This window comes from Actinomadura citrea, from assembly GCF_013409045.1.
In the GTDB taxonomy this organism is placed as follows: Bacteria; Actinomycetota; Actinomycetes; order Streptosporangiales; family Streptosporangiaceae; genus Spirillospora; species Spirillospora citrea.
This window is the reverse complement of record NZ_JACCBT010000001.1, coordinates 2,119,373-2,140,815: the sequence shown is the minus strand read 5'-3', so window position 1 is coordinate 2,140,815 and position 21,443 is coordinate 2,119,373. Positions and strand designations below refer to the sequence as shown.

The window sequence follows — 21,443 nt, the reverse complement described above, 5'->3', positions numbered from 1 at the left end:
GCAGGCTACCTCTCCGGGGCGGTCGCCTTTACTCGGGTGCGCCGGGCTCGTCGGGTTCGAGGGTGGCGGCCAGCGCCTCGGCGAGGGCGGGGACGAGGTCGGGCCCGGTGAGGACCTCGTCGTCGGTGTCGTGGCGGCGCAGCCGGAGGGCGGAGTGCCGGGCGCCGTCGCGCAGCACGCCGACGATCATGCGCACGTCCTCCCGCCTGGGGTGGGACGTGGCGAACTCGGCGGCGCGGGCCTCGTCCTCGGGGATCTCCTCCTCGACCTCGGGCGGCAGGACGATCCGCTCCAGGACGAGGGCGCAGCCCTCGACGGTGTCGGGCCAGGCGATGGTGGCGAGGGCGTCCTCGACGCCGGCCTGGTCGGGCAGGGCGGGCTGTTCGAGGGCGGCGAGGGTGTCGGCGCCGTCCTGCAGGCCGAGTTGCTCGGCGAGCTCGGGCTCGGCGCGGCGCAGTTCGGAGCTGCGGACGAGGGCGTAGATGCGCGGCGCGCTGTCCCAGCCCTCCTGGGCCGAGTGACGTTCGAGGTCCAGCACGACTTCTTCCAGAAGACTCACGGACCCATCTTTCCCCCATTCAGCCCGGGGAAGTGCGGGAACCCCCGTCCCAGTCGGTAAGTTGCATCTACAGCACCGGCGGGCGGCCGGTGGGAGAGATCTCGATCGGAGGGGCCACTTGACCTTCCGGACTCCCGGTATCGGGCGCCGGCTCGGTACCGGACGGACGCGGCTGCTGCTGCCGGTGATGGTGGCGCTGGCCGCGCTGCTGGTCGCCTTCCTGGTCTTCACGGCCGTGTACACGGACCTGCTGTGGTACCGCTCGATCGGTTTCTCGTCGGTCTACACGACGCAACTCCGGGCGAAGGTGGTCCTGTTCTTCGGGGCCGGGCTGCTGATGGCGCTGGTGGTGGGCGCGAACGTGGCGGTGGCGTACCGGCTGCGCCCGGCGTACCGCCCGCTGTCGGTGGAGCAGCAGGGCCTGGAGCGCTACCGGGCGGTGATCGACCCGCGGCGGCGGCTGATCGCGTGGGGCCTGCTCGGGGTGCTGGGGATGCTGACGGGGTCGTCGGTGGCGGGCCAGTGGCCCGTGTGGCTGGCGTTCCTGAACCGGACCCCGTTCGGCGTGAAGGACCCGCAGTTCCACAAGGACGTCTCGTTCTACGTCTTCACGTACCCGTTCCTGCGCCTCGTCATCGGGGTCGTCTTCGCGACGGTGATCCTGTCGATCCTGGCCGCGGTGATGGTGCACTACCTGTACGGGGGCCTGCGGCTGCAGGGGCCGGGCGACAAGGCGAGCCCGCCCGCGCGGGCGCACCTGTCGGTGCTGTTCGGGTTGTTCATCCTGCTGAAGGCGGTCGCGTACTGGTTCGACCGGTACGGGCTGGTGCATTCGGAGCGCGGGGTGGCGACGGGCGCGTCCTACACGGACGTGAACGCGCTGCTGCCGGCGAAGACGATCCTGGCCGTGATCGCCCTGCTGTGCGCCGCCATGTTCTTCAGCAACCTGCTGCGGCGCGGCATGATGCTGCCGGGCGTCGGGTTCACGCTGCTGGTGCTGTCGGCGATCCTGCTCGGCGGGGTGTACCCGCTGCTGATCCAGCAGTTCCAGGTGAAGCCGGACGAGCTGGCCAGGGAGCGCCAGTTCATCCAGCGCAACATCGAGTTCACGCGCAGGGCCTACGGGGTGGACGGGGCGCGGGTCGTCCCGTACGGGTCGCAGCCGGTGACCGACAAGAAGTCCCTCCAGGACGAGGCCGGGAAGCTCGGGCAGAGCGGGGTGCGCGTCCTCGACCCGAACGTGGTGGGCGAGACGTTCCAGCAGTTGCAGCGGATCCGGCCGTTCTACCGGTTCCCCGACACGCTGGACGTCGACCGCTACCAGGTGGACGGCAAGCTCGTCGACACCGTGGTCGCGCTGCGCGAGCTGTCCGGGGCGCCGGTGGGGCAGCGCAGCTGGGTGAAGGACCACATGGTCTACACGCACGGCTACGGGTTCGTGTCCGCCTACGGCGACCGTTTCGACTCGACGGAGCCGGCCTTCATCACCCCGGACATGCCGGCGTCCCCGAACCAGCCGATCAAGGTGGCGCAGCCGGAGATCTACTTCGGGGAGCGCTCGCCGCGGTACTCGGTGGTCGGCGGCCGCGGTCAGCAGGAGCTGAACTACCCGGACAACAGCCCCTCGGGGCAGCAGAGCAGCACCTACGACGGGCAGGGCGGCGTGCCCGTCGACTCGTTCGCGCACCGGCTGCTGTACTCGGCGAAGTTCCAGGACAAGAACCTGCTGCTGTCGGGCGCGATCGACAAGAACGCGAAGATCCTCTACGACCGGTCGCCGCGGCAGATGGTGCAGAAGGCGGCGCCGTGGCTGACGCTGGACGGCGACCCGTACCCGACGGTGGTGAACGGCCGCATCCTGTGGGTGGTGGACGGCTACACGACGTCCGGCAGCTATCCGTACTCGGAGGAGATGAGCCTCGGGGAGGCCACCCGCGACACGATCACCGACACGCGGTCGGCGGTGGCGCGGCAGGCCAACGACCACATCAACTACCTGCGCAACTCGGTGAAGGCGACGGTGGACGCCTACGACGGCACGGTCCACCTCTACCAGTGGGACGAGAACGACCCGATCACCAAGACGTGGATGAAGGTGTTCGACGGCACGGTGCAGCCGCGGTCGTCGATCCCGCCGGAGCTGGAGTCGCACTTCCGCTACCCGCAGGACCAGTTCAAGGTCCAGCGGAAGGTCCTCACGAAGTACCACGTGACGGACCCGTCGGCGTTCTACAACGGGGAGGGCTTCTGGGAGGTGCCCGAGGACCCGTCCGCCAAGGGCAAGCAGCAGCCCCCCTACTACCAGAGCCTGCGGATGCCGGGCCAGGACGCCCAGTCCTTCTCACTGACCACGGTGTTCAACCCGCGCGGCAACCCGCAGCTCGCCGCGTTCATGTCGGTGGGGTCGAACCCGGGGCGCGACTACGGGCAGATCCAGATCCTGCAGATGCCGCGCAACGCGCAGCCGGCGGGGCCGGGCCAGGTGCAGAACTCCTTCGAGACCGATCCGAAGGTGAAGTCCGATCTGTTCGCCTTGCGGCAGGGCGGGACGAAGACCGTCCCGGGCAACCTGCTGACGATCCCGTTCGGGGGCGGCCTGCTGTACGTGGAGCCGATGTACACGAAGGCGGCGGGCGGCTCCGAGCAGCAGCCCTACCCGATCCGCGGCAAGATCCTCGTGCGGTACGGGGAGGGCATCGCCGCGGCCGACACCCTCGACGAGGCGTTGAAGCAGGTGCTCGGCGGCACCGGCGCCCCGGCGCAGCCTGGATCGCAGGTGCCGCCGGACCAGCAGCTGAGCGCGTCGGCGCAGAAGGCGATCGAGGATCTGAAGGCCGCCGTGGCCGACTACGAGAGCGCCCAGAAGAAGGGCGACTACCCGGGCATGGGCGAGGCCTGGAAGCGGATCAAGGACGCGCAGGCCGCGCTGTCGGCCGCGGGCCACAAGGCGCCGAAGACCTCCCCCAGCCCGTCGCCGAGCCCGTCGGGTTCGCCGTCGCCGTCCGCCTCGCCGAGCGCCACGGCGCCGGCGAGCTGACGGCGCCGCCGGCCCGCCGGAAGGGCGGGCCGGCGGGGTTCAGCGGCGGCGCTTGCGGGCGCGGCGGATGGCGGCGGCCGCGCCGATCGCGGCGACGGTGGCGCCCGCGGCGGTCGCCATGGTGGCCTCCTTGCCCCCGACGCGACGGCCGACGACGGCGTGCCGCCCGGCGGTCTCCTCCATCACGGCGCGCAGGGCGGCCGCGTTGTCGTGGAGGGGTTTCCAGCCGGCGGCGCGCAGCCGCGCGCAGTCCACGACCCACGGGTAGGCGACGTAGTGCAGGTCGGTGGCGGGCGCGGGGGTCATGCCGAGCCGGTGCAGGCGCTGCGCCATCCCGAAGGTGAGGGCGGCGGGCAGCTCGATGGGGCGCTTGCCGGTGATCTCGGCGACCTCCTCGGGGCCGAGCCAGCCCTCGGAGCCGACGGCGAGAGGGCCGGCCAGGTTCTCGGTGACGACGACGTCCAGGGCGGACGCGAGGTCATCGATGTGGCAGAACTGCCAGCCGGGCGTGCTGCCCTTGACCGACAGGAGCCGGGGCGCCTCGAAGTGCCGGGTGACGACGGTGTCCACACCGGGCCCGGCGAGCGCGGCGGGGCGGACGACGGTGACCTCCACCCCGGGGTGGGTGAGGTGCGCGGTGGCGGCCAGCTCCTCGATCTCCAGATAGTCGCCGGCGATGGAGGTGCTCGCCTCGGCGAGCAGCGGCGCGTCCTCGCTCAGCGGCACCTCGTTGCCGGGTCCCGCCCCGTACACCATCGCGGACGTGACGAGGACCACGCGCCGGACGCGGGCCGCCGCCGCGGCGGTGACCACGGTCTGGGCGCCGCGGACGTTGTGGGTGCGGCGCTCGCGCGGGTCCACGTCCGGGGACCGTTCGAGGTCCAGGTTGACGATCACGTCGACGTCGGAGAGCCGGCCGGGCAGCAGCGGATCCCTGATGTCGACGACACGCCAGGTGACTCCGGCCACGTCGCCGCGGTGCCCGTCGATGGCGACGACCTTGCGGATCTCTTCCCGTTCGGCGAGCCGGGCGGCCAGCAGCCGACCCGCGCCGGTGGCCGCGCCGGTGACGGCGACGACCGGGCCCTTGCTACGCCGAGGGCGAACCTTGCCCGTTGCCACGGGGGTGCCCCCTTCCTTGAGTACGCGACCTTGCCGGGACCGGCTAACGTTGCGGATATGAGCCCATCATGCATCCCAGGGGCAAACCGATGAGTGACACTCCGTTCGGCTTCAACCGTCCCGGGGACGGCGACGACGACGACCGGCCCCAGGATCCGTTCAAGGGCATGGGCGGCGACATGGCCCAGTTCGCCGACATGCTGCACCGGTTCGCGGACATGATCGGCGGGCAGGGTGCGGGCGGCGAGGGCGGCGGCCCCCTCAACTGGGACCTGGCCAAGAACATCGCCCGGCACACCGTGGTGGAGCAGGGCGACCCGTCGATCGTGGACACCGAGCGGCGCCAGGTCGAGGAGGCGCTGCGCCTGGCGGAGCTGTGGCTGGACGAGCGGACGACGCTGCCCGCCGGGATCCGCACGCCGCAGGCGTGGAGCCGGTCGGAGTGGATCGAGCAGACGCTCCCGGTGTGGGCGAAGGTGTGCGACCCGATCGCGTCCCGCATGGTCGACTCGATGGGCGGGGCGCTCGGCGGCGGCGAGATCCCCGCCGAGATGCAGGCGATGGCGGGCCCCCTGATCGGGATGGTCAAGCAGATGGCCGGGGCGATGGTCGGCGGGCAGGCCGGGCAGGCGCTCGGCGGGCTGGCCCGCGAGGTGACCGGCTCCGCCGACGTGGGGCTGCCGCTGGCGCCCGACGGCGTCGGGGCGCTGCTGCCCGCGGGCGTCGAGGCGTTCGGGGAGGGCCTGGAGGTCTCCTCCGACGAGGTCCGGCTCTACCTGGCGCTGCGGGAGGCCGCGCACCAGCGGCTGTTCACACATGTGCCGTGGCTGCGCTCGCACCTGCTGGGCGCGGTCGAGGAGTACGCGCGCGGCATCACCGTCGACCTGTCGGGCATCGAGCAGGCCGTTCAGGGGCTCGACATGAGCAACCCGGAGGCCATCCAGGAGGCGCTCGGCGGGGAGATCCAGCTCCAGCCCGAGGAGACGCCGCGGCAGAAGGCGGCGCTGGCCCGGCTGGAGACCGCGCTGGCGCTGGTCGAGGGCTGGGTCGACACGGTCGTGAACGAGGCCGCGCAGGGCCGGCTGCCCGGTTCGGTGAAGCTGGCGGAGGCGGTGCGGCGGCGCCGCGCGACGGGCGGCCCGGCGGAGCGGACGTTCGCGACGCTCGTCGGCCTGGAGCTGCGCCCGCGACGGCTGCGGGAGGCGGCGACGCTGTGGCGCTCGCTGACCGAGGCGCGCGGCACCGAGGGCCGGGACGCCGTCTGGGAGCACCCCGACCTGCTGCCGACGTCCGACGACCTGGACGACCCGGAGGGCTTCGTCCACGGCCGCGCCGAGATCGAGGGCCTGTCCGACATCGATCTGTCCAGGCTCACCAAGGGGCTGGACGAGGACGAGAAGCCCGACGAGAAGGACTCCGGGGAGGAGCCGGACGGCGGCGATCCCGGTGGCGAACGGGGGCCCGGCGACGAGGGGCCGCGCGCATGAGCCGGTCGCGCCCGTCGCGGGTGAACGGCTGCCGGTACGAGCCCGGCTCGTCCACGAACGCGATCCGCAGGCGGATCGCGCGGGCGAGCCTGTGCTGGCAGCGGCCGCTCGACCAGGAGCGGCGCCGCCGCCATCCCGCCAACTCCCGCTACCCGCGCGTCGGGAGGGCCTGACGACGCCGCCGGCGCGACGATGCGGGAATGGCGCTGCACTCCGAGGCCTCGTGGGGAACGTGACCGAGACTCCGTTGACGGAGATCTGGCGATCCCCGCTGCTCGCCCGCTACCGCGCGAGCCTGCTGCGGTCCGAGCGCGCGGATCTCGAACCGTGCCGGCACTGCGACTTCGACGGTTTCCGGGCCCCCACCCCCGATGCGTCCCGGCCCCTGGTCCGCAACGACATCCTGACTCCGGGAGCACCGACTCGTGAACAAGACTGAGGTCATCGAGCGCACCGCCGAATATGCCCGGGAGACGCTGCACTCGGACTCGTCCGGGCACGACTGGTGGCATGTGGCGAGGGTCCACCGGCTGGCCCGGGAGCTCGGCGCCGGAGAAGGGGCCGACCTGTACGTGGTCGAACTCGCCGCCCTGCTCCACGACATCTCCGACTACAAGCTCAACGGCGGCGATCTGGACGAGGGCCCGCGCCGGGCCTTCGCCTGGCTCGTCGGCCTCGGCGAGCCGGAGGATCTCGCGCGGGCCGTGGCGGACATCATCGCGACGATGTCCTTCAAGGGAGCGGGCACCGTGTCCGCGATGCCGACCATCGAGGGGAAGGTGGTCCAGGACGCCGACCGGCTCGACGCGCTCGGGGCCGTCGGCGTGGCGCGCGCCTTCGCCTACGGCGGCTTCAAGGGCGAGCCCATGCACCTGCCCGACCTGCCGCCGCACCTGCATGCGTCCGTGGACGACTACCTCAACCGCCAGGGCACCACGATCAACCACTTCCACGAGAAGCTCCTCCTGCTGAAGGACAGGATGAACACGCCGGGCGCACGCCGCCTGGCCGAGCGACGGCATCGCGTCCTGGAGCAGTTCCTCGCCGACTTCCTCACCGAGTGGGACGCCGGGGACCTGACGTGATCCCCGGCTCCGGCTCCCGGCCCGCCGGCGCCTCGGACCGTCACACCGATTCGGCTCCTCACGGTGAGGCGGTCTCGATGCTGCTCGGGTGGAGTGCGCCGAGCGGGGAGCAGGAGCGGCTCCGGACGGAGTTCCTGGAGCATCTGGCCGGTCATCCCGACGGGACCGATCGCGGCTGCGGGTCCGGTCACATCACGGTCGGCGTCGTCGTCTTCGATCGGGCACTGGCGAACGTGCTGCTCACGCACCACCGCGGGCTTGGCAGATGGACTCAGCTCGGCGGCCACTGCGAGACCGGCGACGCCGACCTCGTCGCGGCGGCGCGGCGGGAGGCCGCCGAGGAGTCCGGCATCCCGGGCATCGAGGTGGAGCCCTCCCCCCTCCGGCTCGATCGCTATCGTGCTCGCTGCCGTGGCCGGGACCTGCTGCATTTCGACGTGCAGTTCGCGGCGACGGCCCCGCCCCGGGCGGTGCCGGAGCCTGCGGCCGGCGGGGACGAGGCGCGGTGGTTCCCGGTGCCTGCCCTGCCCTTCTCGGCGGACGAGTCCACGCGAAGCCTGGTCCGGCACGCCCTGGCCCGGCGTGGGCTCAACCCCTGAGCGGGTGGCCTTCCAGGAGGGCGCGGGTGCTCTCCCAGCCTTCCAGGCCGGGGTCCAGGAACCGCAGGTCGTCGGGGGTGCGGAGGCGGTGCCAGCCGGGGCCCTGCGGCACGAGCCCGGGGCGCGGCGCGGCGGCGCGGAGCCGGGTGAGGGCGTCGGGGGTGTCGAGGTCGACCTCGTGCAGGGCGTCGGCGAGCCAGCCGGGCAGCGGGAGCCGGGCGGCGAGGGCGACCAGGCCGTTGCCGCGGGCGGCGGCGCCTTCGGCCTGGCAGACGGCGGCCGGGGCCGTGCCGAGGGCGCGGAAGAGCTTGCCGAGCAGCAGCGGCGGCAGGTCGGGGGCGTCGGGGGCGATCAGCGCGGCGGTCTCGGCGCCGAGGGCGTGCAGGGCGGCGAACGCGCCGGCGAGGGTGGCCTCGCGGACGATCGGCGTGCCCGGCCAGGTGACGGCCTCGGCGTCCGGCTGGTCCGGCGGGTCCAGGACGAGCGCGGGCGTCACCAGTTCGAGTCCGGCGACGACCTCGTAGGTGTCTTCGAGCAGCGCGAGCCGGAAATCCTCCGGGTCGAGGCCGGGCGGCACGGCGGAGCCGGACGGCCACGCGAGCACGGCGGCGCAGCGCGCCGGGCCTTGCGGCCGCCCCGTGGTGACCTGCTCGGTCACCCGGCGGCCTCGTGCGGGTACTCCTCGCCGGGGTGCAGGCCGTCGCCGTGGTGGATGTCCGCGACGTCGTCGGGGGCGTCCGCTTCGAGCGGCAGGTGGGCGGCCGCGGCGACGCCCTCCAGGTAGCCGCGGGCGCGGTCGGCCTTGGGGTAGTTGCCGACCAGCTGCCAGAAGTCGGCGCCGTGCCCGGGGATGAGCAGGTGCGCCAGCTCGTGGACGAGGACGTAGTCCACGACCCAGCCGGGCATGCCGCGCAGCCGCGTGGACAGCCGGATCGTGCCGTCGTCGGGGGTGCACGATCCCCAGCGGGCGCGCTGGTTGGCGACCCAGCGGACGCTGACCGGGTCGGCGCGGCCGGCCAGGTAGCGGCGGGACAGCTCCTGGGCGCGGGACTGGAGGTCGGCGTCGGTGGGCCGCCGCCGGCGCTCCCTCTCCGCGAGGCGTTCCAGGATGGTCGCGATCCACTGTTCCTCTTCGGCCTTGCTCAGCCTGGACGGAACCATCACCACCACCTTGTCGCCCTCACGGTAGGCGGACACGGTGCGCCTGCGCCTCGGGCTGCGGCGGACCTCAACGTTAGGGGGCACGGTCAGAACCGTACTCGAATTTTTGCCAAATCCACAGGGGGTGTTGGACGTTACCGCAGGTCAACCCCTACGTTTTGGACAGTTCTCCAACGCTTCCACCAATCTCGGCCGACGGTTCCGGAGACCGCCCGCGCACTTTACTCGCCTGAGAATTGCGGGCGGCGCTTCTCTCGCTGGGCCGCGAGCCCTTCGCGCATGTCCTTGGACGCCATCGTCACCGGCTGGGCGAGGGACTCCCAGCGCAGCGCCGACTCCATGTCGGGGTGGCCGCCGTTCGCCAGGGCGACCTTGGTGAGCCGGGTCGCGATCGGCGCCTGCGCCGCGATCCGCGCGGCGACGGCGAGGGACTCCTCCAGCACGTCCTCGCGCGGGAGGGCCCGGTTGACCAGGCCGTGCTCGGCGGCCTCGGCACCGGTGAGGACCCGTCCGGCCAGCAGCATCTCGCGGGCCAGCGGCAGCCCGGCGACCTCGGGGAACAGCCAGGTCGCGGCCATGCCGGGGTGCAGGCCGAGCGCGGTGAACGGGGCGAGCAGCTTGGCGTCGCGCGCCGCGTACCGCAGGTCGCAGGCCAGCGCGAGGCAGAGGCCGGCGCCGACGGCGTGCCCGTTGACGGCGGCGATCGTCGGCACCTCCAGGCCGCGGATCGCGAGCCACGTCCGGTAGAACTCCAGCATCCGGTCGCGCAGCGGCGGGACGGCGACGTCGCCGGTGCCGGCCAGCCAGGACAGTTCGCCGCCGGAGCTGAACGCGGTGCCGGCGCCGGTCACGACGACGCAGCGCAGGGCCGGGTCGGCGCGCAGGTCCTCGACGGCCCGCTTCCACGCGGCGGTGAGGTCGTCCGCCATGGCGTTGCGGCGGCCGGGGTCGTTCAGGGTGAGGACGGCGATCCCGTCGGGACGGCGGTCGATCACTAGCACATCGGCAGGCTCCGCGGACATGTCCGGCACCGTACCGCGCCCGCCGGGGCGCGCGGCGCGCGGCCCCTCCTACGCGTGAGAAAGCGCACACTTACCGCATTTACCCAGCTCAGCCGGGTGGGCCGGTTCCGGCTTCGGGGAGAGTTCGGGAGGGTTGTGGCGTGCACGACAGTGGATCATCGACAATGGTCGATGTGAGCGATCTTCCCCGCCGCGCGGTGACGCGGTCAGCAAAGCTGGCGTCCCTCCCCATCGGCTTCGCGGGACGCACCGCCCTCGGCATGGGGAAGCGGACCTTCGGCCGGCCGGCGGAGACGGTCGCGATGGAGATCCAGACCCGGACCGCCGAGCAGCTGTTCAAGGTGCTCGGCGAGCTCAAGGGCGGCGCGATGAAGCTCGGCCAGATGCTGTCGATCTTCGAGGCGGCGCTTCCACCGGAGATCGCCGGCCCGTACCGGGCCACGCTGACCAGGCTGCAGGAGGCCGCTCCCCCGCTGCCGGTGTCGACCGTCCACAAGGTGCTGGAGGAGTTCCTCGGGGAGGACTGGCGCGACTACTTCGAGTCGTTCGACGACCGGCCGGCCGCCGCCGCGTCGATCGGCCAGGTGCACCGCGCCGTCTGGCACGACGGCCGGGCCGTCGCGGTGAAGGTGCAGTACCCGGGCGCGGGCAAGGCGCTGATCAGCGACTTCAACCAGCTCGCCCGGCTGGGCCGGCTGTTCGGGGTGCTGATGCCGGGCCTGGACGTCAAGTCGATGCTGGCCGAGCTCAAGGAGCGGGTGGTCGAGGAGCTCGACTACACGATCGAGGCCGAGTCGCAGGCGCGGTTCCGCGAGGCCTACCTGGACGACCCCGACTTCGCCATCCCCGAGGTCATCGCGCAGTCCGGCAACATCCTGATCACCGAGTGGATGGACGGCACCGCGCTCTCGAAGATCATCAGCGACGGGGACCAGGAGACCCGCGACCACGCGGCCCTGCTGTACTGCCGGTTCCTGCTGTCGGGACCGAAGCGGTCGGGGATGCTGCACGGCGACCCGCACCCCGGCAACTTCCGGCTGCTGGAGGACGGCCGGCTCGGCGTCCTGGACTTCGGCGCCGTCGACCGCATTCCCGGCGGGTTCCAGCGCCGGCTCGGGCTGCTGCTGCGGATCGGCACGATGGCCGACATCGACGAGGTCGAGGACGCCCTGCGCCGGGAGGACTTCATCCGCGAGGGCGTGGACATCGACGCCGAGTCGCTCCAGGCGTTCCTCGCACCGATCACCGAGCCGTTCGTCACCGAGACGTTCAAGTTCAACCGCGAGTGGCTGCGCGACATGGCCGCCCAGGTCACCGACCTGCGCCCCTCCAACGTCGTCCGGCAGCTGAACCTGCCGCCCGAGTACGTGATCATCCATCGGGTGCTGTCGGCGGGCACCGGCGTGCTGTGCCAGCTCGAGTGCGAGATCCCGGCCCGTGCCGAGTCGCTGAAGTGGGTGCCCGGCTTCGCCGACGACGCGGACGGCGAGCTGGTCAGCGGCTGACCGCTCCACCCGGGAGGCGCCGCACGCGGAGGCGCCGGCACCCGGAGAAGCCCGGGGGCCCCGCGCACTGATGAGGTGGGCGGGGCCCCGCTCTTCACGCGTCCGGTGAGTGGGCCACCGGACGCGCTCCACGCGCCCGCCGGGAGGCGTGCCGTCCGCCAAACCATCCAAGAAAGAACGGACGGCGGCCTGCGACCGGCGAGCTCTGCGTCTTTCAGTCCTGCTGTGTCTTTCAGTCCTGCTTCGTCTCTCGGTCCTGCTTCTCTCTGGGGCGCGGTCGGTCGGTCAGTCCCGGTGCCGCGGCCGCTGCGGGTGCGCGTACGCCTCGCCGGCCGCGGTGGGCGCGAGCAGGACGCGCCGCACCCGCGACGCCCTGGTCCGCGCCTCCCGGCGGGCGCGCCTGAGCGCGACCACGCGGGCGGCGAGCTCGTCGGGCACGGTCGCGGGTATTCGCTCCCGGGACAGGTCCTGGCTGAGCAACGTCATCTCGCTGAGCACCGTCATCTCGTTCTCTCCGGCCGCCCGGAGGCGCGGTCCCCGCGCGGGGGCCGCGCCTCCGGAATCGGTCCGGCCGATCACCGGCGTGGTGGGCATGGTCGCCTCACACCGCCACTTCGTCGGGGCGCGGGTGCTTGCGCGGGCGGCCGCGCGGCCGCTTGCGCGGCACGATCACACCGCGGACGAACAGTTCGCCGCCCCAGACGCCCCAGGGCTCCTTGCGCTCCAGCGCCCCGGCGAGGCACTCCTTGCGGAGCGGGCACTCCAGGCACAGGGCCTTGGCGAGCTCGACGTCGGCGGGAGCCTCGGCGAAGAACAGCTCCGGGTCGGTCCGGCACGGAAGCGTGAGGTCCTCCTCGCTTACTGCGAGAGCCCCCTGCATCACAGTCACCCTTGTTCCTCTCGTTGGATCTCAACGGGCGTGTCGGTGGGTCTGGACAAAGAAGAAGGCCGCGGATCCGGTGTCTGGATCCGCGGCCTGGGGGCTTGCCGGTCTTCGTTCTAGACCGGTCGTCGCCTCCAGGGGTACGGACCCGACACGCCACCCTTGAAGGTGACGCCCACGTGGGCCGTGGCCGGAGCCGGAGCGCTCATGTCCTCGAGAAGGTGTTCGAAGACACTGCGCCCCTGGTCGTCCTGGATTCGCTGCTCGAAGCGCAGATCGCACAGATTCGTGCCGCGCAGCCCGCGCTCGTCGCGCCGCCACATGCCGCGCTCACGCTGTCGCAGGGCGGACGCCTCGATGACGGACGCCTCGAAATACGCGACGGACTCGCCGGGCTTCGAGAGACGGGTCATCGGGGCGCGGGACACGGAGGTGCCGAGCATCGAGGTGCCGGGGCAGGCCGCGGTCCAGGACGACGCGGATTTGATCAACGTGTTGCTCACCGGACTGCACACCACCTCTCTGGCTCCTCGGGCCGGGCCGGCGGATTCAAGATCCACACCGGTCGGCCGGTTGATTGCTCGCGTCGAGCGTACGGGGACTCCGCCGGATCAAGCAAGATATTTTTGACCTGCGGTTTCGTGGGGGACTTCACCCTCGTTCCGCAGAACCCCGGGCGCCTCGCGAGCGTCGAAACTCCCGGGAGCCCCGTACGGAACGATCATCTCACGGACGGGTCACCGGGCGCCTCGCGTTCGGTGCCCGAGACGCGGATGAGGCCCTCCTGCATGACGGACACCACCAGCTCCCCCGAGCGGGTGAACACCTGGCCGCGGGCGAGCCCGCGGGCGCCGCCGGCGAACGGCGTGTCCTGGTAGTACAGCAGCCAGTCGTCGGCGCGGAACGGACGGTGGAACCACATCGCGTGGTCGAGGCTGGCACCCATCGTCCGCTTGTCGCCCCAGGCCAGCCCGTGGTTGAGCAGGACGGTGTCGAGCAGCGTCATGTCCGAGGCGTAGGTCATGAGGCACACGTGCAGGAGCGGGTCGTGCGGCAGCTCCCCGTCCACCTTGAGCCACACCTTCGACTCGGGCGTGGCCAGGGCGGGGTCCTTGGCCGCCTCCCACGACAGCGGCGTCGCGTGCCGGATGTCGAACGGGCGGCGGGTGACGAACTCGCGCGCGCCGACCTCGCCGAACAGCGGCGTGAGGCGGGTCAGGCCGTCCGGCAGCGTCTCCGGGGCGGGGGCCTCCGGCATCGGGGCCTGGTGGGACGGGCCGTCCTCGTCGACCTGGAACGACGCCGACAGCGTGAAGATCGCCTTGCCGTGCTGGACGGCGGTGACGCGGCGGGTGGTGAAGGACCGCCCGTCCCGGACCCGGTCGACGGTGTAGACGAGGGGGACCAGCGGATCGCCGGGCCGGATGAAGTAGGCGTGCAGCGAGTGGACGGGCCGGTTCGCCGGGACGGTGCGCCCGGCGGCGACGAGCGCCTGCCCCGCCACCTGCCCCCCGAACACGCGCTGCCGCCGCTCCTCGGGGCTGCGGCCTCGGAAGATGTCGTTCTCGATCTGCTCCAGGTCGAGCAGGTCCAGCAGTGCCTTCAGCGATTCCTTCACGGCGGCAAGTCTTCCCTATCGGTGCGTGTGAGCCGGCTCTCACCCCGCGGCGCCGGCCCCCCTCGGCGCCCAGCCCCGCCCGGGCGGCGTCAGTGCCCGCAGAGGCCGAGGACGGCGTCGCCGTAGCGGTCGAGCTTGACCCTGCCGACGCCCGGGATGCGGGCCAGGTCCTCCCGGGACTCGGGGGCGTGCTCGGCGATCGCCTGGAGCGTCGCGTCCGTGAACACCACGTACGCGGGCACCTTCTGCTCGCCCGCCGTCTCGGCGCGCCACTCCTTGAGCGCGAGGAGGAGCTCCTCGTTCAGCTCGGAGGGGCAGTCCTCGCAGCGGCCCAGCTTGCGCTCGACGGCGGCGGTCAGCGGGCGCCCGCACACGCGGCACGGCTGCGGCCCCTTGGCGGGACGCCGCTTCGTCCGGTCGACGCGCGCGGGCGTGTGCGTGGTGGTCTTGCCGGTCAGGCCGTCCAGGAAGCGGGACGGGCGGCGCGCCTGCGTTCCGCCGGGCGAGCGCGCCAGCGCCCACGACAGGTTCAGGTGCACGCGGGCCCGCGTCACGCCGACGTAGAGGAGGCGGCGCTCCTCCTCGATCTGCTCGGGCGTCTTGGCATAGATGATGGGCAGCGTGCCCTCGGCCAGCCCGACGAGGAACACCGCGTCCCACTCCAGGCCCTTGGCGGCGTGCAGCGAGGCGAGCGTGACGCCCTCCAGCGGCGGCGCGTGCTGCGCGACGGTGCGCTCCTCCAGCTCGGCGACGAACTCGGTGAGCCCGGCCGCGGGGTTGTCGGCGGCCATGTCCTCGGCGAGCTGCGCCAGCGCCGCCAGGGACTCCCAGCGCGCGCGGGCCGCGCCCGCGCCCTCGGGCGGCCGGTCGGAGAACCCCGCCCCGCTCAGGACGTGCCGGACGGTCTGGATCAGCCCCATCCCGTCGGTCTCGGCGTCGGCGCCCGCCCGCGCCGCGCCGCGCAGCCGGACCACGGCCTCGCGCACCTCGGGCCGCTCGAAGAAGCGCTCCGCGCCGCGCAGCACGTACGGGACGCCCACGGCCGCGAGCGCCGACTCGTACGTCTCGGACTGCGCGTTGATCCGGTAGAGGATCGCGATCTCCCTGGCGGGGACGCCCTCCTCGATCAGCTTGCGGGCCCGCCGGGCGGCGTCGTCGGCCTCGGCGACCTCGTCGTCGTACTCGTTGAACACGGGCTCGGGCCCGTTCTCGCGCTGCGCGACCAGCTCCAGCTTGTGCCGCGCCCCCCGCGCCTGCCCGATCACCCCGTTCGCCAGCCGGACGACCTGCGGCGTCGAGCGGTAGTCGCGGACGAGCCTGACGACCTTGGCGTCCGGGTGCTCGCGGGTGAAGTCGAGCAGGTGGGAGGGGGACGCGCCGGTGAAGGAGTAGATCGTCTGGTTGGGGTCGCCGACGACGCACAGGTCGTCGCGGTCGCCGAGCCAGGTGTCGAGCAGCATCTTCTGCAGGGGGTTGACGTCCTGGAACTCGTCCACGACGAAGTACCGGTACTGCTCACGGACCTGGTTGGCGACCTCGCGGTGCTCGGTGAGGACGGCGGCGGTCAGCTCCAGCATGCCCTCGAAGTCGAGCAGGTTGCGCTCGCGCCTGAGCTGCTCGTACATCGCGTAGACGCGGGCCACGTCGACGACCTCGGCGGGCGGCCGGCGGCCCGCCTTCACGACCGCGGCCGGGTAGTCCTCGGGGCGGTTCTGGGTGACCTTCGCCCACTCGATCTCGCTCGCGACGTCGCGCAACTCGGTGCGGCCGAGCGTGAGCCGGCACGCCCGCGCCGCGTCCGCGACCAGCCGGATCTTCGAGTCGACGATCTTCGGCGGCTCGCCGCCGACGACGCGCGGCCAGAAGTAGCCGAGCTGCCGCAGAGCGGCGGCGTGGAACGTGCGGGCCTGCACGCCTGGCGCGCCGAGCTGCCGCAGCCGGCTGCGCAGCTCTCCTGCCGCCCGTGTGGTGAACGTCACGGCGAGCACCCGCTGCGGGGTCACGACGCCGGTGAGGGTGGCGTAGGCGATCCGGTGGGTGATGGCCCTGGTCTTGCCCGTCCCGGCGCCCGCGAGGACGCAGACCGGGCCCTTCACCGCTTCGGCGACCGCCCGCTGCTCGGGGTCCAAGCCCTCCAGCACCGACTCAGCTGACATTCCCCCATACTCGCAGCCCGCCTCACCTGTATCAGCCATCCCGCCGCCTGTGGACAACGCGGAATGGGAAACGGCTGTCTACTGTTCTTGCGGAGGCACACCCCCGAGCGCAAGGAGACGCGGAAGCGATGGCGACGCCGACGACCGACCGGGCCAAGGGCGCGGCCGGCCAGCTCACCATGTACACGACGTCCTGGTGCGGGTTCTGCCGGCGGCTGAAGAGCCAGCTGGCCCGCGACGGCATCCAGATGGTGGAGGTCGACATCGAGCGCGACCCCGCGGCCGCCGATTTCGTGATGAGCGTCAACGGCGGGAACCAGACGGTCCCGACCCTGGTGTTCCCCGACGGCACGGCCGCGACCAACCCCAGCGCCAAGGAGGTCAAGCGCCGCCTCGCGCAGATCGCCGACGCGGGCTGAGACCCGAGGAGAAGGCCCGCCGACCCGGACGGTCGGCGGGCCTTTCCGCGTGCGCGTGCCCCTAGAACGGCGGCATCTTGGGGAGTTCGCCGCCGTACCAGCGCATGATGAGCTGGGCGGCGATGGACAGCGGGCCCGGTGCGACGATCTCGCCCGCGTCGATGGCGGCGCGCAGCTCCTCGCGCGTGTACCAGGCGGCGTCCAGGATCTCCTCGGGGTCGGGGCGCAGCGGGAGGTCCCCGTCCGTCCGCGCGGTGAACCCGAGCATGAGGCTCTGCGGCAGCGGCCACGGCTGGCTGCCGAGGTAGCGGACGTCCCGGACGGGCAGCCCGACCTCCTCCTCCACCTCCCGCGCGACGGCCTGTTCGAGCGACTCGCCCGGTTCGACGAACCCGGCGAGGATCGAGCGGCGGTCGGCGGGCCACTGCGGGCCGCGGGCCAGCAGCACGCGGTCGGCCTCGTCCGTCACCAGCATGATCACGGCGGGGTCGACGCGCGGGAAGTGCTGCGAGCCGTCCTCGGGGCAGACGCGCACGTGCCCGGCGGACGCCACGCGCGTCCGGGCGCCGCACCGCGGGCAGTACCGGTGGGTGCCGTGCCAGTGCTCCAGGGCGACGGCGTGGGTGAGCAGGCCGGAGTCCTGGTCGCCGAGGAGGGCGCCGACGCGGCGGAGCCCCGCCGGCCGCGCCCCCTCGATGACGGGCAGCGGGCCGTTCACCCCGAAGTGGGCGACGCCGTCGCCGTCGACGCCGAGGAGCCACCGGTCGCCGTCCGGCGCCTGGTCCGGCGGGACGAGGACCAGCGCGGGAGCGGGCTCGAAGGTGACCGGCGACTGACCTTCCTGGATGACCAGTACGCGCGTCCTGGGGTCCGCCCACGCCGCTTCCACCCAGGCCTCGTCGCGGCGGTTCAGCGCGACGCGGTCCAGCGTGCCGCGCGCGAGCGCTAGCCATTCCAGCGGGGCGTGCAGACTCTCCAGCGGGGCGTCGGTCATCGTGCTCCTCTCCGGCGTGTTCAGCGCAGCGCGGCCGCGAGTTCTTCCCACAGGTACGCGGCGGTCTCGGCGCCCTTGAGCAGCAGCGGGATCTCGACCTTCTCGTTGGGGGCGTGGATGCGGTCGCCGTCCAGCCCGACCGCGACGAAGATCAGCGGCGCCTCCAGGATGTCGGCGAGGTCGGCCTCGGGGCCGCTGCCGCCCTCGCGGGTGAACAGCACCTCGGCGCCGAACGCCCGCTCCATGGCGCGCCGCGCGGCCTTCACGCCGGGCGAGTCGATCGGCGAGAAGCAGGGCCGGACCCCGCCGGCCGGGACGCGGACCTCGGCCTCGACGCCGGGCGGCGCCTGCTCGGCGACCCACGCCTCGAACTGCTTCTGGACCTTGCGGGGGTCCTGCCCGGCGGCGAGCCGGAACGAGATCTTGGCGTGCGCCTCGCGAGGGACGATCGTCTTGCCGCCCGGGCCGGTGTGCCCGCCCCACATGCCGTTGATCTCGGCGGTCGGCCGGGCCCAGACCCGTTCGAGGGTCGTGTAGCCCTTCTCGCCGTGGGCGGCGCGGCTGTTACCGGCGGTGCGCAGCCACTCGGCCTCGTCGAACGGCAGCCGGGCGAACAGCTCCCGCTCCTCGTCGGTCAGCGGGACGACGTCGTCGTAGAAGCCGGGGACGGCGACGCGGCCGTCGGCGTCGTGCAGGGCGGCGAGCAGCGAGGCCATCGCGTGGAGCGGGTTGGGGACGGCGCCGCCGAACGAGCCGGAGTGCAGGTCGCCGTCCGGGCCGCGCAGCGTGACCTCGGCCTCGGCGAGACCGCGCATGCCGGTGCACATGGACGGCACGTCCGCCGCCCACATGGTGGTGTCGCTGATGACGACGGCGTCGCAGGCGAGCCGGTCGCGGTGGGTGCGCAGCAGCTCGGCGAAGTGCGCCGAGCCGGACTCCTCCTCGCCCTCGACCAGCAGCTTGACGGTGACGGGCGGGGACTGCCGCCCGGACGCGGCGAGCGCCGCGCGAAGGCCGAGGGTGTGGAAGAAGACCTGGCCCTTGTCGTCGGACGCGCCGCGCCCGATGAGCCGGTCGCCCTTCTCGACGGGCTTGAACGGGTCGGTCTCCCACTCCTCCAGCGGCTCGACCGGCTGGACGTCGTGGTGCCCGTAGACGACGACCGCCGGGGCCTGCGGGTCTTCGGCGGGCCATTCGGCGTACACCGCCGGCAGGCCGGAGGTCTCCCAGACCTCGACGGTGGGGAAGCCCTGGCCGCGCAGGTACTCCGCGAGCCATCCGGCGGAGGTGCGCACATCCTCGGCGTGCGCCGGGTCCCCGGAGATGGACGGGATCGCCAGCCACTCCTTGAGATCGGCGACGAACCGGTCGCGGTCCGCCTGGATGTAGGCGACAACATCGTTCACCTGCATGCCCCTTCGCATGTCGTAATGTCGGGCTGAGTGACCTCTGTCCGGGATCTCCGGACGTCCCGACCCCTCGGGTTCCCCGAGACTGGAGAATCACAGTAAGGGATCACCTTGCCTCGATCGCGGGAGTGGCCTTGATCCTCATCGACCCGCCGCTGTGGCCCGCGCGGGGACGCGTGTGGTCGCACATGGTCAGTGACGTGTCCTACGACGAGCTGCACGTGTTCGCCGCGGAACTGGGGATGCCGCCGCGGGCGTTCGAGCGCGACCACTACGACGTCCCGTCGGAGCTCTATGAGGCGGCGCTGCTCCAGGGCGCCGAGGCGGTGGGCTGCCAGGAGCTGCTCTTGCGGTTGACCAAGGCGGGCCTGCGCCGCCGCAAGGCGTACCGGCCCCGGCCGGTTCCGGACGGCCGGCTGGGCGTCTAGGCGTTGAGGAGCAGGAGTTCCGTCCGCACGTTGGCGCGGGCGCGTTCCTCGAAGCGTTCGCGTGCGGCGGGCGTGTGGAAGAGCCGGGGCAGGGCCAGGAGGCCGTTGAGGACTTCGGCCCGTCCGGCGCGGAAGAACTCGTCGGGGACGAACGCGTACTCCTCGCGGACGGCGGCCGCGTACGCGGCGTACCGCTCGGGCTCCGCGCCGAGGACGGCGAGGTCGGCGTCGCAGAGGACCTGCCCGTCGCGGTCGCCCTCCTCCGGCGCGTGCGTGGCGGTCAGCTCGACGAGCCGGACCACGCGCGCGACGACCGCGTCCGGGACGTCGGTGTCGGCGAGCATGCGCGCGGCCAGGCGGGCGCTGCGCTCCTCGTTGTCGGCGCGCTCGGGGTCGTAGACGGCGTCGTGGAACCAGGCGGCGATCCGGACGGCGTCCGGGTCGTCGGCGTGCCCGGCCAGCTCGTCCACGAGATCGAGCACCGCGACGAGGTGCGCGCGGGTGTGGTAGCGGCGGTGCGACTCCCCGTAGCGCCGGTCGAGCTCGGTCCCGATGTGCCGGGTGTGGGGTCCCGCCAGCGCCACCCACCGGTCGACAAGATCCATGGCGTCCATCCTGGCGGATCGCGGGACGGGCCGGGACACGCGGTGCCATCGTTCTTGCGTGCGGAGGGCCCCCCGGCCACTATGGTTGATCACTGCGAGTTAGGCAAGGCTTACCTCACTCACTGGAAGGGCCGGTCGTGGCCGCCTCTCTCTACCTGGTCGCCGGCAAGGCGACCGACTCGGTGACGCACGGATTCCTGCCCGCCGCCGCGCGCCTGGGCCTCGACGTCACGCTCCTCACCGACCGTCCATCCGCCCACGACGCCGGCGTGCCGGTGGTCGAGTGCGACGTCTCGGACTTCCGCGACATCATCGCGCGCGTCGAGGACGGCGCCGCGTGCGGCGGGGGCGAGCCCGCGGCCGTCTTCTCCAACAGCGACTTCCTGCAGGCGCCCGCCGCCTTGGCCGCCGCGTACTTCGGCCTGCCCGCGAAGGACTGGCGGGCGGCGATCCGGGCGAAGAACAAGGCGCTCATGCGGCGGCACCTGGCGTCCCTCGACCCGGTCTTCTCGGCGGACGCGGGGCGGGTCCCGGCGGGCGCGCCGTATCCGCTCGTCCTCAAGCCGCGCGAAGGGGTGGCGAGCGAGGACGTGTTCCTCGTCCACGACGGCGGGGAACTGGCCGCCCGGGTGGAGGAGATCCGGGCCCGCCGCGGCGATCCGCTCGTGGCCGAGGAGTACCTGCCGGGCCGTCTCCACACGCTGGAGACGCTGGGGGACGGACGGGAACTGCGGGTGCTGGGCTCGTTCCGCACGACGCTCTCGCCGCCGCCGTTCTTCGTCGAGGAGCGCCTTGAGTGGGCGCCCCCTCCCCCGGAGACGGAGCAGGTCCTGCGGCAGTTGGAGGCGCTGGGCGTCGGTTTCGGGGCGTGCCACACCGAGTTCGTCGTCCACGAGGGGCGCGCCCGCGTCATCGAGGTCAACTACCGGCTGATCGGCGACCACTGCGACCTCCTGCTGGCCGATCTGCTGGGCGTGCCCCTGTTCGAGCAGATCCTGCGGGTCCATCTCGGGGCGTCCCTGCCGGAACGGCGGGTCCCCCGTCCTCGCCATGCCGTGGCCGAGCCGGTCATAGCCGACCGCTGCGGCACGCTCACCGCGGCCCCCGGCCCCGTGCAGGTGGAGGACGGCGCGGTTCGGCTGGCGTACCGTCCTCAGCGCGCGGTGGGCGACACGGTCTCCCTCACCCGGACCAACCGCGACTACCTGGGCACCGTGCGCGCCATCGGTCCTGGACCGGAGGAAGTGAACGCCGCCCTGGCGCGGTTCCGCGCGACCCACGACTGGATGATCGCGTGACGGACCACGACGTCGAAGGCCCGCTCGCGGCCCGCGTTCTGGAGGCGTTGCTGAGG

Annotated in this window: 23 protein-coding genes; 10 read left to right on the top strand and 13 right to left on the bottom strand. The window is 72.8% G+C overall.

Annotation, left to right across the window (positions count from 1 at the left end):
• Nucleotides 1-28 precede the first annotated feature (28 nt).
• On the bottom strand, nt 29-559 hold the full coding sequence (locus BJ999_RS10095) for a PPA1309 family protein (RefSeq protein WP_179833053.1): 531 nt from the start codon (nt 557-559) through the stop codon (nt 29-31).
• A gap of 118 nt (nt 560-677) precedes the next feature.
• Between BJ999_RS10095 and BJ999_RS10090 the strand changes: the two genes are divergently transcribed.
• Complete coding sequence (locus tag BJ999_RS10090) at nt 678-3,596, top strand: UPF0182 family membrane protein (RefSeq protein ID WP_179833052.1); 2,919 nt, start codon at nt 678-680, stop codon at nt 3,594-3,596.
• A gap of 39 nt (nt 3,597-3,635) precedes the next feature.
• Here BJ999_RS10090 and BJ999_RS10085 read toward each other — a convergent pair whose 3' ends face one another.
• The gene (locus BJ999_RS10085) at nt 3,636-4,718 is read right to left on the bottom strand and encodes an NAD-dependent epimerase/dehydratase family protein (RefSeq protein ID WP_179833051.1); all 1,083 of its coding nucleotides are present in this window, start codon (nt 4,716-4,718) and stop codon (nt 3,636-3,638) included.
• 89 nt (nt 4,719-4,807) lie between these two features.
• Here BJ999_RS10085 and BJ999_RS10080 point away from each other — a divergent pair, with 89 nt between their 5' ends.
• From BJ999_RS10080 to BJ999_RS10060, 5 genes are all read left to right on the top strand, one after another.
• Nucleotides 4,808-6,205 (top strand): zinc-dependent metalloprotease, encoded by a 1,398-nt coding sequence (locus tag BJ999_RS10080; protein ID WP_179833050.1) that lies wholly within the window; start codon nt 4,808-4,810, stop codon nt 6,203-6,205.
• Nucleotides 6,202-6,378, top strand: coding sequence for a hypothetical protein (locus BJ999_RS10075; protein WP_179833049.1), 177 nt, complete (start codon nt 6,202-6,204; stop codon nt 6,376-6,378). The genes BJ999_RS10080 and BJ999_RS10075 overlap by 4 nt, the downstream gene beginning before the upstream one ends.
• A 59-nt stretch (nt 6,379-6,437) precedes the next feature.
• Nucleotides 6,438-6,644, top strand: a complete 207-nt coding sequence (locus tag BJ999_RS10070; protein ID WP_179833048.1) for an SPASM domain-containing protein — start codon at nt 6,438-6,440, stop codon at nt 6,642-6,644.
• A complete protein-coding gene (locus BJ999_RS10065) occupies nt 6,631-7,290 on the top strand; it encodes an HD domain-containing protein (RefSeq protein ID WP_179833047.1) in 660 nt (219 codons plus the stop codon). The genes BJ999_RS10070 and BJ999_RS10065 overlap by 14 nt, the downstream gene beginning before the upstream one ends.
• Before the next feature lie 77 nt (nt 7,291-7,367).
• Nucleotides 7,368-7,889 (top strand): NUDIX domain-containing protein, encoded by a 522-nt coding sequence (locus BJ999_RS10060; protein WP_179833046.1) that lies wholly within the window; start codon nt 7,368-7,370, stop codon nt 7,887-7,889.
• Here BJ999_RS10060 and BJ999_RS10055 read toward each other — a convergent pair.
• The 3 genes from BJ999_RS10055 to BJ999_RS10045 all read right to left on the bottom strand — a co-directional run bounded on the left by BJ999_RS10055 (nt 7,879) and on the right by BJ999_RS10045 (nt 10,072).
• A complete protein-coding gene (locus BJ999_RS10055) occupies nt 7,879-8,547 on the bottom strand; it encodes a hypothetical protein (RefSeq protein ID WP_218935013.1) in 669 nt (222 codons plus the stop codon). The genes BJ999_RS10060 and BJ999_RS10055 overlap by 11 nt on opposite strands.
• Nucleotides 8,544-9,134 carry a M48 metallopeptidase family protein gene (locus tag BJ999_RS10050; protein ID WP_229810412.1) on the bottom strand — a complete coding sequence of 197 codons (591 nt, stop codon included), beginning with the start codon at nt 9,132-9,134 and terminating at the stop codon, nt 8,544-8,546. The genes BJ999_RS10055 and BJ999_RS10050 overlap by 4 nt, the downstream gene beginning before the upstream one ends.
• 137 nt (nt 9,135-9,271) lie before the next feature.
• Entirely contained in the window at nt 9,272-10,072 is an 801-nt protein-coding gene (locus tag BJ999_RS10045; RefSeq protein ID WP_179833045.1) for an enoyl-CoA hydratase/isomerase family protein, read from the bottom strand.
• Nucleotides 10,073-10,245: 173 nt separating this feature from the next.
• Here BJ999_RS10045 and BJ999_RS10040 point away from each other — a divergent pair, with 173 nt between their 5' ends.
• The gene (locus BJ999_RS10040; protein WP_229810413.1) at nt 10,246-11,577 is read left to right on the top strand and encodes an ABC1 kinase family protein; all 1,332 of its coding nucleotides are present in this window, start codon (nt 10,246-10,248) and stop codon (nt 11,575-11,577) included.
• Nucleotides 11,578-11,862: 285 nt separating this feature from the next.
• On the opposite strand, the gene BJ999_RS10035 is transcribed toward BJ999_RS10040, so the two are convergent.
• From BJ999_RS10035 to BJ999_RS10015, 5 genes are all read right to left on the bottom strand, one after another.
• Complete coding sequence (locus BJ999_RS10035) at nt 11,863-12,171, bottom strand: hypothetical protein (RefSeq protein WP_218935012.1); 309 nt, start codon at nt 12,169-12,171, stop codon at nt 11,863-11,865.
• 7 nt (nt 12,172-12,178) lie between these two features.
• Nucleotides 12,179-12,457, bottom strand: a complete 279-nt coding sequence (locus BJ999_RS10030) for a WhiB family transcriptional regulator (RefSeq protein ID WP_052357680.1) — start codon at nt 12,455-12,457, stop codon at nt 12,179-12,181.
• Nucleotides 12,458-12,576: 119 nt separating this feature from the next.
• Complete coding sequence (locus BJ999_RS10025) at nt 12,577-12,963, bottom strand: hypothetical protein (RefSeq protein WP_179833042.1); 387 nt, start codon at nt 12,961-12,963, stop codon at nt 12,577-12,579.
• Between the two features lie 218 nt (nt 12,964-13,181).
• Nucleotides 13,182-14,078 (bottom strand): acyl-CoA thioesterase II, encoded by an 897-nt coding sequence (gene tesB / locus BJ999_RS10020; protein WP_179833041.1) that lies wholly within the window; start codon nt 14,076-14,078, stop codon nt 13,182-13,184.
• Between the two features lie 89 nt (nt 14,079-14,167).
• On the bottom strand, nt 14,168-16,234 hold the full coding sequence (locus tag BJ999_RS10015) for an ATP-dependent DNA helicase UvrD2 (RefSeq protein ID WP_179833040.1): 2,067 nt from the start codon (nt 16,232-16,234) through the stop codon (nt 14,168-14,170).
• 128 nt (nt 16,235-16,362) lie between these two features.
• Between BJ999_RS10015 and BJ999_RS10010 the strand changes: the two genes are divergently transcribed.
• Entirely contained in the window at nt 16,363-16,653 is a 291-nt protein-coding gene (locus tag BJ999_RS10010; protein ID WP_173395930.1) for a mycoredoxin, read from the top strand.
• 61 nt (nt 16,654-16,714) lie between these two features.
• Here the strand turns inward: BJ999_RS10010 and nudC are convergent, their stop codons facing one another.
• Nucleotides 16,715-17,647, bottom strand: a complete 933-nt coding sequence (gene nudC / locus BJ999_RS10005) for an NAD(+) diphosphatase (RefSeq protein ID WP_179833039.1) — start codon at nt 17,645-17,647, stop codon at nt 16,715-16,717.
• Nucleotides 17,648-17,667: 20 nt separating this feature from the next.
• The gene (locus tag BJ999_RS10000) at nt 17,668-19,059 is read right to left on the bottom strand and encodes a dipeptidase (RefSeq protein WP_179833038.1); all 1,392 of its coding nucleotides are present in this window, start codon (nt 19,057-19,059) and stop codon (nt 17,668-17,670) included.
• A gap of 131 nt (nt 19,060-19,190) precedes the next feature.
• On the opposite strand from BJ999_RS10000, the gene BJ999_RS09995 reads away from it, so the two are divergent.
• Entirely contained in the window at nt 19,191-19,484 is a 294-nt protein-coding gene (locus tag BJ999_RS09995) for a DUF4031 domain-containing protein (protein WP_179833037.1), read from the top strand.
• On the opposite strand, the gene BJ999_RS09990 is transcribed toward BJ999_RS09995, so the two are convergent.
• On the bottom strand, nt 19,481-20,089 hold the full coding sequence (locus BJ999_RS09990; protein ID WP_179833036.1) for an HD domain-containing protein: 609 nt from the start codon (nt 20,087-20,089) through the stop codon (nt 19,481-19,483). The two genes, BJ999_RS09995 and BJ999_RS09990, sit on opposite strands and share 4 nt — an antisense overlap.
• 137 nt (nt 20,090-20,226) lie before the next feature.
• Here BJ999_RS09990 and BJ999_RS09985 point away from each other — a divergent pair, with 137 nt between their 5' ends.
• Entirely contained in the window at nt 20,227-21,387 is a 1,161-nt protein-coding gene (locus BJ999_RS09985; protein WP_179833035.1) for an ATP-grasp domain-containing protein, read from the top strand.
• The last annotated feature ends 56 nt before the right edge of the window (nt 21,388-21,443 follow it).

Coding starts and splice junctions, on each gene's coding strand:
- BJ999_RS10080 (WP_179833050.1), top strand. CDS start 4,808: ATGAGTGACACTCCGTTCGGCTTCAACCGTCCCGGGGACGGCGACGAC.
- BJ999_RS10075 (WP_179833049.1), top strand. CDS start 6,202: ATGAGCCGGTCGCGCCCGTCGCGGGTGAACGGCTGCCGGTACGAGCCC.
- BJ999_RS10060 (WP_179833046.1), top strand. CDS start 7,368: ATGCTGCTCGGGTGGAGTGCGCCGAGCGGGGAGCAGGAGCGGCTCCGG.
- BJ999_RS10045 (WP_179833045.1), bottom strand. CDS start 10,072: ATGTCCGCGGAGCCTGCCGATGTGCTAGTGATCGACCGCCGTCCCGAC.
- BJ999_RS10035 (WP_218935012.1), bottom strand. CDS start 12,171: ATGCCCACCACGCCGGTGATCGGCCGGACCGATTCCGGAGGCGCGGCC.
- BJ999_RS10030 (WP_052357680.1), bottom strand. CDS start 12,457: ATGCAGGGGGCTCTCGCAGTAAGCGAGGAGGACCTCACGCTTCCGTGC.
- BJ999_RS10015 (WP_179833040.1), bottom strand. CDS start 16,234: ATGTCAGCTGAGTCGGTGCTGGAGGGCTTGGACCCCGAGCAGCGGGCG.
- BJ999_RS10010 (WP_173395930.1), top strand. CDS start 16,363: ATGGCGACGCCGACGACCGACCGGGCCAAGGGCGCGGCCGGCCAGCTC.
- nudC (WP_179833039.1), bottom strand. CDS start 17,647: ATGACCGACGCCCCGCTGGAGAGTCTGCACGCCCCGCTGGAATGGCTA.
- BJ999_RS10000 (WP_179833038.1), bottom strand. CDS start 19,059: ATGCAGGTGAACGATGTTGTCGCCTACATCCAGGCGGACCGCGACCGG.
- BJ999_RS09990 (WP_179833036.1), bottom strand. CDS start 20,089: ATGGATCTTGTCGACCGGTGGGTGGCGCTGGCGGGACCCCACACCCGG.